Source organism: Planococcus sp. YIM B11945 (assembly GCF_050864155.1).
Lineage (GTDB): Bacteria > Bacillota > Bacilli > Bacillales_A > Planococcaceae > Planococcus.
In genome coordinates, this window is the sequence record NZ_JBOZWR010000007.1 from 170,091 (window position 1) to 184,613 (window position 14,523).

13 protein-coding genes and 1 pseudogene are annotated in these 14,523 nt (G+C 46.8%); 2 read left to right on the top strand and 12 right to left on the bottom strand.

Annotated features, from left to right (window positions below):
• Positions 1-14: 14 nt before the first annotated feature.
• The 10 genes from ACRRQV_RS14365 to ACRRQV_RS14410 all read right to left on the bottom strand — a co-directional run bounded on the left by ACRRQV_RS14365 (position 15) and on the right by ACRRQV_RS14410 (position 10,127).
• Positions 15-737, bottom strand: a complete 723-nt coding sequence (locus tag ACRRQV_RS14365; protein WP_432532055.1) for a response regulator transcription factor — start codon at positions 735-737, stop codon at positions 15-17.
• 16 nt (positions 738-753) lie between these two features.
• Positions 754-1,512: a sensor histidine kinase gene (locus tag ACRRQV_RS14370; protein WP_432532057.1), complete on the bottom strand. Its 759-nt coding sequence runs from the start codon at positions 1,510-1,512 to the stop codon at positions 754-756.
• Between the two features lie 201 nt (positions 1,513-1,713).
• Complete coding sequence (locus tag ACRRQV_RS14375) at positions 1,714-2,700, bottom strand: SPFH domain-containing protein (RefSeq protein WP_432532417.1); 987 nt, start codon at positions 2,698-2,700, stop codon at positions 1,714-1,716.
• Positions 2,701-2,724: 24 nt separating this feature from the next.
• Positions 2,725-3,504, bottom strand: coding sequence for a TPM domain-containing protein (locus ACRRQV_RS14380; protein WP_432532059.1), 780 nt, complete (start codon positions 3,502-3,504; stop codon positions 2,725-2,727).
• Positions 3,501-4,529 (bottom strand): TFIIB-type zinc ribbon-containing protein, encoded by a 1,029-nt coding sequence (locus ACRRQV_RS14385; protein ID WP_432532061.1) that lies wholly within the window; start codon positions 4,527-4,529, stop codon positions 3,501-3,503. Before ACRRQV_RS14385 ends, ACRRQV_RS14380 begins: the two co-directional genes overlap by 4 nt.
• A 51-nt stretch (positions 4,530-4,580) precedes the next feature.
• Positions 4,581-5,297 carry a PspA/IM30 family protein gene (locus ACRRQV_RS14390; protein WP_432532063.1) on the bottom strand — a complete coding sequence of 239 codons (717 nt, stop codon included), beginning with the start codon at positions 5,295-5,297 and terminating at the stop codon, positions 4,581-4,583.
• Positions 5,298-5,379: 82 nt separating this feature from the next.
• Positions 5,380-6,522 (bottom strand): N-methyl-L-tryptophan oxidase, encoded by a 1,143-nt coding sequence (gene solA, locus ACRRQV_RS14395; protein ID WP_432532065.1) that lies wholly within the window; start codon positions 6,520-6,522, stop codon positions 5,380-5,382.
• 259 nt (positions 6,523-6,781) lie between these two features.
• On the bottom strand, positions 6,782-7,675 hold the full coding sequence (locus ACRRQV_RS14400; RefSeq protein ID WP_432532067.1) for a YitT family protein: 894 nt from the start codon (positions 7,673-7,675) through the stop codon (positions 6,782-6,784).
• A 561-nt stretch (positions 7,676-8,236) separates the two neighbouring features.
• Positions 8,237-9,256 (bottom strand): SDR family oxidoreductase, encoded by a 1,020-nt coding sequence (locus ACRRQV_RS14405; protein WP_432532069.1) that lies wholly within the window; start codon positions 9,254-9,256, stop codon positions 8,237-8,239.
• 136 nt (positions 9,257-9,392) lie between these two features.
• Positions 9,393-10,127, bottom strand: a complete 735-nt coding sequence (locus ACRRQV_RS14410; RefSeq protein WP_432532071.1) for a glucose 1-dehydrogenase — start codon at positions 10,125-10,127, stop codon at positions 9,393-9,395.
• 144 nt (positions 10,128-10,271) lie between these two features.
• On the opposite strand from ACRRQV_RS14410, the gene ACRRQV_RS14415 reads away from it, so the two are divergent.
• On the top strand, positions 10,272-10,856 hold the full coding sequence (locus tag ACRRQV_RS14415; RefSeq protein WP_432532073.1) for a TetR/AcrR family transcriptional regulator: 585 nt from the start codon (positions 10,272-10,274) through the stop codon (positions 10,854-10,856).
• A gap of 237 nt (positions 10,857-11,093) precedes the next feature.
• Here ACRRQV_RS14415 and ACRRQV_RS14420 read toward each other — a convergent pair.
• Positions 11,094-11,303, bottom strand: a pseudogene (locus tag ACRRQV_RS14420) (amidohydrolase); the annotation flags it as partial.
• Between the two features lie 106 nt (positions 11,304-11,409).
• Here ACRRQV_RS14420 and ACRRQV_RS14425 point away from each other — a divergent pair.
• Positions 11,410-12,339 (top strand): alpha/beta hydrolase, encoded by a 930-nt coding sequence (locus ACRRQV_RS14425; protein WP_432532075.1) that lies wholly within the window; start codon positions 11,410-11,412, stop codon positions 12,337-12,339.
• Between the two features lie 126 nt (positions 12,340-12,465).
• Here the strand turns inward: ACRRQV_RS14425 and ACRRQV_RS14430 are convergent, their stop codons facing one another.
• Entirely contained in the window at positions 12,466-14,430 is a 1,965-nt protein-coding gene (locus ACRRQV_RS14430; protein ID WP_432532077.1) for an LTA synthase family protein, read from the bottom strand.
• Positions 14,431-14,523 lie beyond the last annotated feature (93 nt).

The following is a 14,523-nucleotide window of genomic DNA, read 5'->3' on the forward strand; positions in this document are numbered from 1 at the left end:
TCTTGTTTACATAGTTATTTAACAAGCTGCTGCTGCCGGTAGCGCGCCGGCGACACCATCATGAACTTTTTGAAAACCTTGCAGAAATAATGCTGGCTGTTAAATCCGGTGGACGAAGCGATATGGTCCATCGACCACTCCTTCTCTTTCACCAGCAAGTATTTTGCCATTTTCACTCTGTAGCGCAAGAGGTATTCAGAAAACGGAATGCCCGTTTCCTCGCTGAAAATCCGGCTCAAGTATTGCGGATTGACAAACAGCTCATCGGCCACAGATGCAAGCTTTAACGGCTCATCAAACCGTTCCTTGATGATATGAATGGCCCCATTTACTAAGTTCGAACTGATGTTGTGCTGCGGGTTCTCGACAATGTAGGCATTCAATAAATTCAACAGCTCTATTTCCAATACCGGCTTCACCAAGTAATCGATTGCTTTTAACTTAATGGAATGGCGGGCGTATTCGAATTCCTGGAAAGCCGAAATAATGACAATGTCGATTAACGGATTTTCCCGTTTCATGATCTCGGCCACTTCCAACCCGCTTCTCCCCAGCAGCTTAATATCAACCAACGCCAAGTTAATCGGCTGATGCGCTTTAGTTTGATCGTCCAAAAGCTGCAAGGCGTCCGTTCCCGAATATGCCATATGCAAGTTCCAGTTCGGGAAATTGGTCGATATGATCATTTCCATCTGTTCCACAAAAATCGGCTCATCATCGAGTATCAGCAAATTCATGCAATTCCATCCTCCCTCACTTCTCAAAAGCAAGCGGCCATGAAACCGTCACGCATGCTCCTTTTTCTTTTTCGTTATTGGCTAACGTGAGCGTTGCTTCAGCGCCGTATATCAACTGGAGCCGTTCACGAATGTTCTTCAAGCCGGTTCCCTGCCGCTCGTGTTCACCGGCCGAAAAGCCTGGGCCGTTGTCGCTCACTTTCATCACGCCGTAACTTCCCTCTTTTTCAATCTGTATCGCTAAGCAGGGCCTGCTTTCGGTCATCTCAATCCCGTGCTTAAACGCATTTTCCACTAACGTCTGCAATAAAAACGGAATCGTCAACTCATCTTCCAATTCTTCGTCTATTGAAAATTGGATGTCCAGCCGCTGCCCAAACCGGATTTTTTGGATTTGCAAAAAGTGATTGGTGTATTTCACTTCTTCGGCCAACGGATACAGATTTGTGTGCACTTTGTATTTGTATTTCAAAAAAAGGACCATGTGTTCAAAGCCTTCGGTCAATTGGTCGTACTTTTTTAGTTTTAATAGGCTGAGCAATGTATTCAATGCATTAAATAAAAAATGAGGCTGGATTTGCTGGCTAAGCTGATAATATTTACTCGTTTCCAATTCCTTTTCCAGCAAGATGCGGTTTTTCTGAATCTCCAATAAGTTCACTTCGGTTTCTTTCAACTGGAAAAAAATCAGCGATACCAAACTGATCACCGGGAACAAAATGCTGATGATGACAATTAAGAAAAATTGCTCATAGGAGACCAAAGCAGTCCTCACGCTCCATCATGTTTATAATTAGTTATCAGAAAAAACTTAATATTAACAATAATTAAACTCGATTATAAACCGAATCGGCTAGTTCCACAATCTTATTTTTCCTACATTAATTCAGAGCAGATGCAGCTTGATTTTCTTCATGTAAAAACCCGCTGCCAGGATATACATCCCAGCAGCGGGTTTTTATTTTTATTCGTTTAGTTAACTCAGTTTCTGCCCGCAGTTCGGGCAGAACTTTGCACCGCTGACTTTTTCGCCGCAGTTTGGGCAGAAGTTTGGCGATTTCGCTTCGCCGCTTGCCCCTTGTGCTGCACTCGCGCCGCCCGCTTGTTGTTCATCGTTCCCATTCGATCCTTTTTGTTTGTCCATCATTTCTTTCGCAATGTTCATCCCCATCATCATGCCTGCCATGTCAGATGCCGTATTGGAGCCGGATGACTTGCCCATGGCGTCGGCAACGGATATCTGCTGGTATTTCGAGACGTCGCCGACCATTCCGATCGAGGCGTTTTTATTGATCATATCCTGAATTTCCTGCGGATAGTTAAAGCTCATGATTTGGAAGCCGGTAATTTTCATGCCGTCGTCCATGATTTCCATATCGAGATCATCTTGGATGCCTTTGCCGATTTCATGGGCATTCGCTTGCAAATTGAACATATTCTGCCCTTCTTTGGAAATCCATTTCATTAAGAGCTGATCCAAAATCGCGGTGATCCGAATTTTCACTTCGTCAACCAAGTAGCTGTCGCGGACGCCTGCGATTTTATCGATGAGGTTGATGTAATCGTTGACTTTGAACTGGAACGTTCCATTCGCCCGGATCGGCATTCCGCCTGGCATTCCTGGAGCGGGGATGTTGATCGGGTTTTTCGTGCCCCAGCGAACGACTAATTCTTTCGTATTGACGAACAGCACTTCCACCCGCATGCCGCTGTTAAAGCCGAACCGGAAGCCTTTCAACGTCGACAAAAAAGGCACGATTTCCGATTCGATGTCGTAGTCGCCTTCGTCTTCAAAAATCCCTTCGACCTTGCCGTTATTCAAAAAGACCGCATCTTGTCCGGGCCGGATAATCAGGCGGCTGCCTTTTTTGATTTCCTTGTTGGCCCATTTATAAAAAATCATATCTTCCCTAAATTCGTCCCATTCCACTACATCCGAAAACTGGTTCCCGAAAAATGCCATATCATTCATTCCTTCCTATTTCACTTAGAAACTGCGGCCGCCGCCGCTGTATGAACTTCCGCCCCCGCTTGTGCCTCCGCCGCCAAAACCGCCGCCTCCCCCTTTATTCTGAGGAATTCTGCGCCGCGTTACGGTTTTGTTCCGGAAGCGGTCTGCCTCGCTTCTCACGCGGGTATGGTCCCGGTCCACATAAGTGGACGAAGTGGTCGTGTTCCGGCCGCCGGCGCTGGCAACCATCGAACCGACGATGGCGCCGCCAAGAAGCACCGAAACCAATGCATGGAACCAGGTTTTCAAAAAGAAGCTTTCCGGATTGACGCCTGGTTTGTATTCCATATAACGGCTTGACGTCTCTACCGTCTCACGGAAAGCGCCGCCGTAATCGTTGGCTTGAACATACGGCATGATCCGGTCGAGCACCATGTCAACCCGCTCATTGTCGAGCTTCGCTTCCGCTGTCCCGAATCCCGCCAAATACAATTCCCGGCTTCCCATATCAATCGTCAACAGCACAACATTTTTTTGCCCGTTTTCATCTGACCATTCGTCAAAAAAATCGCTCATATAGGTCGTAATGGGTTGGCCATTCATGCTATTGGTCGTCAAAAACAGAAAATCCGCCCCGTGCTTTCGGCTGTGCTCCGCGGCAACAGCTTCCAATTCAGTCGTTTCGGCTTCGCTTAGCAAGCCAGCGTTATCGTAAATGTGCTGGTCGGTCTGGGCGAAAACGCGCCCACCGCCGATGGCAATAAAACATAGCATCATAAAAAGCAAAACCGGTACTTTATCCGTTATCCGTCTCACCACAGCACACCTCCCACCATATACGAGATGGCTTTCATCACCGCAAAAGCTGATGCGGCAATGCCGGTAAACCAAGCAGCAACTTTGCCCCGGCTGATTGGCGGTTTGCCGACCACTTTTCCGGTCTGGCCATTCATGGCAAAGGTATGCTCTTTGTTTTCAAAATCGTAATAAACCATCCATACCGGAAACAAGGTGTAGTACACTTTGTTTTTATTGGCATGAATTTGTTTGTTCGTGTAGCTCACGGTCGAGTAGCCTGAAATCGTGGTGCCGATATAAGCGTCTATGTACGGCACAATTTTTGATTCGACCCGTGAAAACAAAGCCTCGTCGTCGTAATCATATTTCTCTGCGAGAAAACCGGCGAGGTAAGGCATTTTAAAATCTTTCAGGTCGCCGTAATTATAAGGTTCGAGCTTGTCCATCAGCTCATCATCCATTTTTTCTGATGCATCGGCGGGCACCTTCAAGTAGCTGAGGTCGATTTCCCGGTAGACGTCGTAAAAATCGGTTTCCGTGAAGATCGTGTCGCCTTGCTGGTAGCTGCGAACCCGAGTCGCGACAGCGGCCACATCGGCGGTTCCATTGATGTCGTAAAGCCAAAAAGGCACATACATGCCTGTCATTTTTTTGATTCGGTCGCCGTTCATGAATCCTCTCGGCGTCAAGCGCCCGTTGCGTGTCCATTTTCGAAAAGCCGCAACAGCTTCTTCTTTGCTGATGGTAAACGGGATTACTTTGGCGGGAGCAAATTCGCCCGTCAAGCGTTCCGACAACACAACCGGTGCCCCGCAGAAGCTGCAATGGGTCGCTGCCGTATTGGCTTCTGTCAGGACCACCGCCCCGCAGTTCGGGCAATGGTATTCTTTTACTTCTTCTTCATCGAATTTCCGCTGGATATTCTCTTCCGGAAACGATTCAATAGCGTCCTGCCTTCCGCAGTTCGGGCAGGACAAAGTGCCCGAATTACTGTCGAACGCCATGTCCGAGCCGCAGTTCGGGCATTTGTATTGAATGACCATCCCATCTTCCTCCCCTCACACAACAGGAAACAATCATCCGCTCCTTACGCATTATTCGCTTTTGCCCAATTGGCTTTTCAGCGCCTCCAGCTCTTCATCGACATTGGCTCCGCCTTTCAGCGCTTCCAATTCGGCGTCCACATTCGCATCGGCGTCGTATTTTTTCGCCAAGTCATTTATATTTGTGCCTGAGTTTTTATTCAGCTCCTGCATCGACATCGCTTCATCCAGCTCTTGGTTGATTTTCTGCTCCATCCGGTCAAATGCGGAAATTGTATTGCCCGCTCCGCCAATCGATGAATTAAAATCGTTCATGCGTTTCTGCGTTTTCGCAACAGATGCTTTCCCTTTCAATTCAGCGCGGCGCGATTCCAGTTCACCAATATCTGAATTCAGCTTATCGTGCATTTGGCGCATTTGCGTCGTGTTTGCAGCAGCCAGCTCAACAGACGTCTGCATCGTTTTTTCACGTTCGGCAAGCTCTGCTTTGCGCTGCAAGAATTTCCGTGCGTCTTCTTCGTTTCCCGCTTCAAGCGCCTTCACCGCAAAGCGCTGCATGTCGCCCATTTCTTTCTGCACTTCCGCGAGTTCCCGGCGTTCCCGCTTTTCAGCCGCCATGATGGCCGCGGTCTCCGACTTCACTTTCCCAAAATCGCTGTTCAAATCGCGCAAATACTGGTCGATCATTTTCTCGGGATCTTCCGCTTGGTCCAGCATTGCATTGATGTTGCTTGCCATAATATCTCTAAACCGCTTCAAGATTTCCATTGTCATTCTCCTTTATCGTCTGTTTTGGACTGCTGGGCAGTTCCTCTTAAAAGACAGAATACCCTTTAGAGAAGTGCTGTAATCATGAACTTACCTCAGCAAACCGTTTAAGAGCGAACGGACGGATGTCCAATTTTGCTTGGCGCTCGTTTGTCGCCAAGTCGCTGAGAATTTCGCCGACCACTGAGCTAAATTTGAATCCATGGCCGGAAAAGCCGCAAGCAAGAGCGACGTGGTTGTGGTCCGGGTGTTTATCGATAATAAAATCTTCATCCGGCGTATTCGTATACGTGCACGGCTTTCCTAGGCGATGTGCACCGACGCTCGGCATGAACCGTTCCGCAAATCCGGCAACGTCTTCTTTGTCTTGTACATACGTTCCGAATTCCTCAGGCGGTTTCTGCATATCACGCGGACGTCCTCCATCGTGCCGGCCAATTTTTACGCCGGCTTGGTGGATGCTCGGAAAGCCGTAATACATTTCGTCCGGCAAATCAAAACAAAAGGCAGGAAAGTTGGACGAATGATACAGCTGTTCATCGGTTTCAAACCACGAAAAAGTCGTTCTCATTTCTTGCAGCGGCAATTCCATCCCAATCATTGGAAGAATTTTTCGTGCGGCGGCGCCTGGCGTAACAATTAACGAATCCCCTGTAAAGCTGCCTTTTTCGGTTTCAATGCGCACCGAATTCTCGAAAATCGAAATGGACCGGACAGGCGTATTCGTTTGGAGCACAGCGCCGTGTTTTAACGCTTGTTTTTTGAACGCCCGAATGCAATTCTCGCTCAGCAGCACGCCGGAATCCAGTTCGTGGCAGCCGATATAGTCTTTCGGAACGCGGAATCCCGGCCATCTTTTATTGATTTCTTCCGCAGTTAATTGTTTGACGTTCAGCGAAAAAGTTTTTGCACTGCCGATGACGTTTTGAATAAAAGCGGAATCGGACGGCCCAATATTGATGACACCGGTATTGACGAAAATTTCTTCATCGGCCAGTTCCTGCAGTTCATTCCATAGAATTTGAGACCGCAGCGCCATCGCGACGTAGCTTTCCCCTTCTCCATACGCATGCCGGATGATCCGTGTTTCGCCGTGGTGCGACCCTTCTGCATGCGGAGGGTCGTGTGCATCGATCAACAAAACCCGTTTTCCTTGTTTCGCCAAATAATAACCTGCTGCCATGCCCATCGATCCTGCTCCGACAATAATCACTTCGTAATCCATATGCAACCTCCTGTTATTGATTAATATAAGACAATTATGTTCTTATTGATTGAATTTAACAATAACTTCGGGAGATTTGTCACATCCTCTGTTCTGCCGGCAGCTGGCTGAAACTTGAAGTTCATGTAGAGCATCCAGTAGTGCAGCTAGAAACTCCAAGAATGCATGTTAAAACGCGAAAACTTCTTGAAGCAAATATTTCCAGCCATCAAAACTAAAAAAAAATAAAAAAGCTGTTCGCCTAAGCGAACAGCCTTCATTATAAGGGTCCAGCAGAATCTGACGCGGTATCGTACACCGTGCCGCTCGGTCCTGGCAATTTTTTAAAGTTATCGTCTTTTCGGAAATTGCCCATTACTTCCATCGTCTCGCTTATGCTGACGAACGCGTTCGGGTCAATCGCTTTGATAAGCGGGCGGACGTAAGCGAGCTCATAGCGTGAAATGACGCTGTAGAGCACTTTGACTTTATTGCCTGAATAAGCGCCTTCGCCGTCTGTTACCGTAATGCCGCGGTACAAATTCTCGATCAATTGTTTTTTGACGGCATCGCCTTTGCTCGTTACCACCATCAAGCTCAGTTTATGGTGCCGCGTATGGATGCGGTCAATGACCAGCCCCGTGATGTAAATGGAAGCCATTGTATACATCGCAAGTTCCCAAGAAAAGATGAACCCCGATACAAAAATCACGACGCTGTTCAGACAGAAAACCAAAAAGCCGAGTGGAATGTCTCGCTTCATTGTCAGGAGCAGGCCGATAACATCAAAGCCACCGCCTGAGCCATAGAAACGAATGATTAGGCCGCCGCCGATTCCGATGAGCACCCCACCGAAAACCGAAGACAGCAGTGCATCTTCCGTCACTTTCATGACTGGGATGTACAGCATGGAAATCGATGTAACGGCAACCGAAAAAATGCTGTACAAAATGAACGTTTTTCCAAGCTTCATCCAACCGAGCACGAAGATCGGGATGTTTAACACGATGAGCCATATCCCGGCATTGATTGGCGTCATCAAACTGAAAATCATTGCCAATCCAGTAACCCCGCCTGATAAAATTTCATGCGGCAATAAAAACATATTAAATGCAAAGCCAAGCAGCACAGACGAAATAAAAATAACCACTAAGCTATAAAATTTGTCCACCATTCATTCTCCATTCTTTACTAAATTCCAAACCCGCAAAACTACCCGTTCTAGTGGCTAAGGCCATATACAGCAATAGCACAATGTTTCAAATTATAGAGCATAAAACTACTAAAACGCAAGATATATTTCTTGAAACGAATGAGTTATTTTTATAGAGATATAATATTTTTCTACTTGCTATTCCAGTAGAAAAAGCAGTGCGATATAAGGACGGAGCCTCTTTCTTATAAAATCGAGCTTAGAAGAAATAGCGACTATACAAAAAAGCCGCATGTCCGTGAACTGCACTTCCATTGTTAAGCGTTCTAACAACTTGGTGGAATTCACTTCATGCGGCTTTTTTGGTTCTGCGCTTCATTTTGCCCAGTGGTGCAGGAAGAAATACATTAGGATAATCACAACTGCAATAATAGCCATGACGAGGATGGGCACAAGCCCAAAGGTGGCTTCCATCTTAACTCCTCCTCCTTTTATCCTCATCATAAACCTTTTTGCTCTAAAAGAAAATACTAATAATCTAATTATTCAGTTAATTTAAGAGACTTTTTTCTCATCATTCGCTTATGTCGTTTGTTGCTTCCACTTATCCAATACGGCCTTTTCTTTCTCGGCATCCAATCCCGCTTTCCGTTCAGGATCTGTACGCCCCTTTTCCCAATCGAGCGTGTCCCGGATGGTTTCATTCAACGGCCGGAATGCGAGGCCCGTCCGCAGCGCTTTTTGAATGTCAATCGTTAAAAATCCGCTCATGTTTTCTTGATCCGGAATCCATAGCGGCATTTCCGACCAATACTGGACGTCGTTTGCCATTAAGAATTCTTCATCTGCCCAAATCAGTTCGGAATCATTTGATGCAACCGTTTGGCATTTCTGCAAAAATTGCTCCATCGTCAAACCCGACTCAAGGCCTGTGGCATTGAACGTGCCGGTGACATTTTCTGCGACCATGTTGAGGATCCACTCCGCCAAATCCCGGACGTCGATAAACTGAACTTCCTTGTCTTTTCGTCCGGGCGCAAGCACCTCGCCGCCTTTTGCGATTCGGCTCACCCAGTAGTTAAAGCGGTCCGAGTAATCATAGGGCCCGACAATCAGCCCTGCGCGAACATTCAAGCAACGCGACGGGAATGCTTTCTCCACTTCCTGTTCGCATAAAGCCTTCAGCTCGCCGTAATATTCATTGTAAATAGGGCCAGCCGTCTCTTTTGTCATTTCTTCCGCTACATCCAGCGGCAGCTGTTTGATTGCATGGTTTTCATCGATCCCTGGATTCTCCAGCTCCCCGTAAACAGATGCGCTCGAAATGAACGTGTAATGTCCGGCTGCATCAGCAAGCAAACCCGCCGACTCCCGGACAACCCTCGGAACAAAACCGCACGTGTCGATCACCGCATCCCATTTCCGCCCTTCAAGCGCAGCTAAATTTCCATCCCGGTCCCCGATCAAGTTCTCCACCTCCGGAAATAAACCAGGGTTCTCTTTCCCCCGGTTAAACAACGTCACTTCATGTCCTTTTTGAAGCGCCGCCTCCGTCAAAAAACGGCCTAAAAACCGCGTGCCGCCAAGAATCAATACCTTCATTCCCATTCCCCTTTTCTTAAGCGATTTTCATAACCAATCTGCGTGCTATCAGTAGATTCGCTATTGGGTTTGAAAAACCCTTTAGCAAAAAAGAAAGAGCTGCAGCCAAATGCTGGAGCTCGCTGGATTTATTCGCTTACTGGGCGGTCAATCCGCCATCGATAATAAATTCAGATCCTGTCGAATAGCTCGCTTCATCTGATGCGAGGAATAAGACCATGCTGGACACTTCTTCCGCTTGAGCCATGCGTTTCAATGGGATGTGTTTCGCGAATTCTTCTACCGCTGCTTTCGTATCTTCTTGAATGACCATAGGCGTTGCAATAACGCCAGGATGCACCGAGTTCACGCGAATTCCATAATGCGCGCATTCGATTGCTGCTGCTTTAGTCATGCCGCGCACGGCGAATTTTGTATCGGTGTAGCCGATTGCACCTGCCACCAGTCCGTTCATGGAAGAGATATTGATGATCGAACCGCCTCCTGCTTTTTGCATGGACGGAATGACCGTTTTCATGCCTAAGAATACCGACACTTGGTTAATGTCCACAATGCGGCGATATTCTTCTTCGGTTGTCTGCAAAATCGATTTTGCCATCGTAATGCCTGCATTATTGATAAGAACGTTGACTGGTCCAAATGCGTTTTCAGCCTCTGCCACAACAGTTGCCCAATCTTCCGCGCTGGTTACGTTCTGCTTTACAAACAACGCATTTTCGCCAAGTTCTTCCGCTAACGCCTGGCCTTTTTCTTCATTTAAATCCGTTAAGACTACTTTTGCGCCTTCATCAATAAATTTCTTCACGTGCGCTGCACCCATGCCTTGCGCCGCACCCGTAACAATCGCAACTTTGCCTTCTAAACGAGCCATTTTCATTTCCTCCTGTAACCAAATAAAATAAACTACATATGTAAATTAACAGAAATATAAGGTGTTTGTCTATCGAATCGGATTAATGTCATAATAAATTCAACAGAACTGTTCATATTCCCGACAAACTAGGAGGCAGCTAACATGGCAGGCACCGAAGACCGCCGCATTTTACGTACCCAGAACAACTTAAAAAACGCGATGCTGAATTTATTGAAAGAAAAGGAATTGCACGAGCTTTCCATTACAGAAGTTGCCAAACAAGCGAAATGCAACCGCGTCACGTTCTACAGCCATTACAAAGACTTAAACGCGCTGCTCGCGGCCATCGTGGACGACCATTTGAACGGGCTGGCGTCTTATTTCCGGAAAAGTTTTCAAGACCGCACCCGTTTTTCCTCCACAGACGTAGAGCGCCATTTGCCGATCTTTGAATATATTTATAACAACCAATTTATTTTTTCGCTTATCATCAAAGGCGAAGTGCTGCCCGGATCGCAAAACCAGTTTTGCGAAACCCTCGTTCAAGTAGCAGGCACTGAACTGCGGCTAGAAGAAGAAAGCGACATTGAAATCCCGACACTTAACTACTTTCTGACATACGGCAGCCTCGGTTTCTTCCTTTATTGGATCAATGAAGGCTTTAAAGAGGCTCCCGAAACAATGGCCAAAAAACTCGCCGTTTTGCACGGAAAAATGTATAAAGGCGCAGTGGTTGTGGAGGAATAAAAATACGGTTACAGCTGAGTTCCCCCAGTTTTTGGATTTACTTTCCGTTTTCGGTGAAATACTTTCTGTTTTGGTCGAAATACTTTCCAGTTTCACTCAAATACTTTCCAATTGGAGCAAAATACTTTCCGTTGCGCCATATCGCGACATGCCAGTCCGATTTACTGTCTGGAAATGGACAAATACTGTCCGAATCCACCCACATACTGTCCAAATGCCAAATAAAAACCGCATCCTCTATAGATGCGGTTTTTCCGTTCCACAATACGATGCATCGACAGCTGCCATCGCTTTTGCGCTGATGAGCAGGCTGTTTTCGTTGATCTCAAATTTGGGGTGGTGATGCGGATACCACGCTTTCCCTTCCGGCATGGCGCCGATGTAGAAAAAGCAGCCCGGCTTTTCTTGCAGGTAATAGGCAAAATCCTCAGAAGGCCGCTGCGGCTCTGTTTATGAACTTTCAATTTTTATATTCGCCCAGCAGCAGGAATAATCTGGATAAGAAGAGAAACAATTTAGAGCACCTGACTAAACAAATGGAGGGGTTAAACGAATGCCGGTAAATCCAAAAATCCAATTTTTTCTTGACCAGCTAAACACGATGCCCGCTATCCCAATGGACCAAATCACACCTGAAGCGATGCGCAATTCCGAAGCCTCGCAGCTGTCCGCACAGCCGAAAGAACCCGTAGAAAAAGTGGAAGACAAAACAATTGCGCTGGCTGGGCGTACGATTCCAATCCGCGTCTATACGCCAAAAGGCGACGCCCCATTTCCCGCTCTGGTCTTTTACCACGGCGGCGGCTGGGTGCTCGGCAGCATTGAAAGCCATGACGCCATTTGCCGAGAATTGGCGAATCTCGCTTCATGCGTCGTCATTTCTGTGGAGTACCGGCTGGCGCCTGAACATAAATTCCCTGCCGCTGTAGAAGATGCGTACGAATCGCTCGAATGGGTCGCATCCCATGCTGCAGAACTCGGGATTGATCACGAACGGATTGCTGTAGGCGGCGACAGTGCAGGCGGCAACTTGGCGACGGTGGCGAGCTTGATCGCAAGCGAACGCCAAGGCCCGAATGTCGTCCATCAGCTCCTGCTTTACCCATCCACCGGTCCTGCCGCTGGCTATCCGTCGATGGCTGAGAATGCCAAAGGCTATTTGCTGACGGGCGACATGATGAGTTGGTTCCAGACGCAATACCTTCAAAGCAACGAAGACCGGGTGCATCCGTATTTGTCTCCGATCCTGTCCGATAACTTGGAAGGGTTGCCGCCGGCGACAATCCTCACTGCACAATACGACCCGCTGCGTGATGTCGGCATCGCTTATGCAGAAAAGCTGAAAGCTGAGGGCGTAGCGGTTTTCCACAAAAACTACGACGACTTGATCCACGGCTTCGCCAACTTCTCCGGTTTTGTCCCGGAAGCGCGCCAAGCCGTAGCAGACGGCGCCGAGGAACTGAAAAAAGCGTTTAAAAAATAACTACACCAGCCTGTGCCGTCTTAGGAGCGACAAAAACATCAATGCCTGGTTCAGCCATATCCATCTGGCATCCTAATAAAACACAAAAAAGAACGAATCCCACATGGTGCGGGATTCGTTCTTTTATTATTCAACTTCTTCAGTTGCTGGTGTTTGGTAATTGTAATCAGACGGATCGATTGGCGTAAATCCTTCAGGCGTGAAGAATCTCAGCAAATCGCCATTGACGACTTTATCGGACAGCTGCAATTTGTAATTGCCCTGCTGCTGCAACTTTTCTGCCTCTTCTAATTGGTCTTCTTCTAGCGGCAAGCCGGTTTTGGCGTTATAGAAATTGTCGCCAATCGAATAAATCTCCGGACTCACGTAATCACCGTTTCTCAATGTCACCAATTCTTTGTGGTCTTTCGACAAAAGGTCTGTACCGAATTGGATGTATTTTTGTGTATCAATTCCTAGTAAATGCATCACCGTCGGCATCAAATCGATTTGGCCGCCGTACGTATGATTGACGCCGCCTTCCATGCCAGGAGCGTAGATGAACAATGGCACCTTCTGCAAATTGGTGTTTTCAACCGGTGTGATTTCTTTTGACAGCACTTGTTCCATCGCTTTGTTGTGGTTATCCGAAATTCCGTAATGATCGCCATACATGACGATCATGCTGTTGTCAGCCAAGCCGGATTCTTCTAAGTCAGCAAAGAATTGCTCAAGCGCTTCATCTGCATATCGAGCTGTTTGGAAATAATTATCAACACTTGGATCGCCCGTCGTACCTTTTCCGATAGTAGTCAACTCTTGGTCTATCGCATAAGGGAAATGGTTAGAGACGGTGATAAATTTTGTGTAAAACGGTTCCGGCAAGGTTTCGAGAATATCTGCCGACTGTTCGTAGAACGGCTTATCCATTACGCCGTATTCGGCCATGTCGCCGTCTTCAAGATTGGTATACGACTCGATATCGTAGAAACGATCATAGCCGAATGACTTGTAAATTTCCGAACGGTTCCAAAACGTTGCGTTGTTTCCGTGGAATACCGCCGATTCATAGCCTTTGTCTTTTAAAATGGCCGGCGCTGACTGGTAGACGTTTTGGCTTTTCGTAATATAGGCTGAGCCTTTCGACAAGCCGAACAATGAATTTTCAAGCATGAATTCCGCATCAGACGTTTTGCCTTGCGCCGTCTGGTGGAAGAAATTATCAAAGTAAAGCGTGTTGTCATCTTTCGTCAATGAATTTAAAAACGGTGTGACTTCTTCGCCGTTCAATTCATAATTCATCAAAAACGTCTGGATTGATTCCAGGTGCAAGTAGATAACGTTCTTTCCTTCGGCTGCTCCAAAATATTTTTCATTCGGGGCTGCATAATTGGACGTTGTGTAATTTAAAATCTCTGTTACGTTGTCGCCATCAGCCAAAACCCGCTGCGAAGAAGATTTCAAGCTTTCGACCGTGTCGTACAAGGCATAGTTGTACATCCCCAAATACTTCACGATGTAGTTGCGGTCAAATCCGCGCGTCAACAATTGCGGGCGGTCCCCTTCAGCCAAAGCCAAGTTGAAGAACGAAATGGCCAGAGCCATCGTGATGACCGGAATAACTGTTTTGGTTTTGAAGTTCCGAGTATCTTTTTGGACTCTTTTCGAAAATACGAGGAATCCAAGGAACAAGACATCCACGAAGAACAAAATGTCGGTCGGCTGAATCAAGGTCGCAACACTGCCGCCCAAATCACCAAAGTTCTGTGTTTGGAATAAAGTCGGCAACGTGATGAAATCACTGAAGAACCGGTAATAAACCACGTTTGCATACAGCATGATCGACATTAGCGTGTAGATGGTCAGAAGCGACAAATACTTGCGCTTCCCTTTAAAAAAGAATGATAAGCTCAATAGCAGCAGAGCCGATCCTAATGGATTGATGAACAATAGGAGCTCTTGAAGAGACCCCTCAACATCCAATTTAAATTGCGTTTTTTGAGATATGTACGTCTTCATCCACAGCATGACAACGGCTAATAGAAAAAGAGGCACATACTTATTAAACGTCTCTTTACTCATATTTGTATTGATCTCTTTGATTTTTCTCATAGTGCACCTTCTCATGATTCAGAATTGAATTTACCGGGAACTTACATGGACGTTGAATTAAAAAAGCCTGAGGCCAATTAACCTCCAGCTATC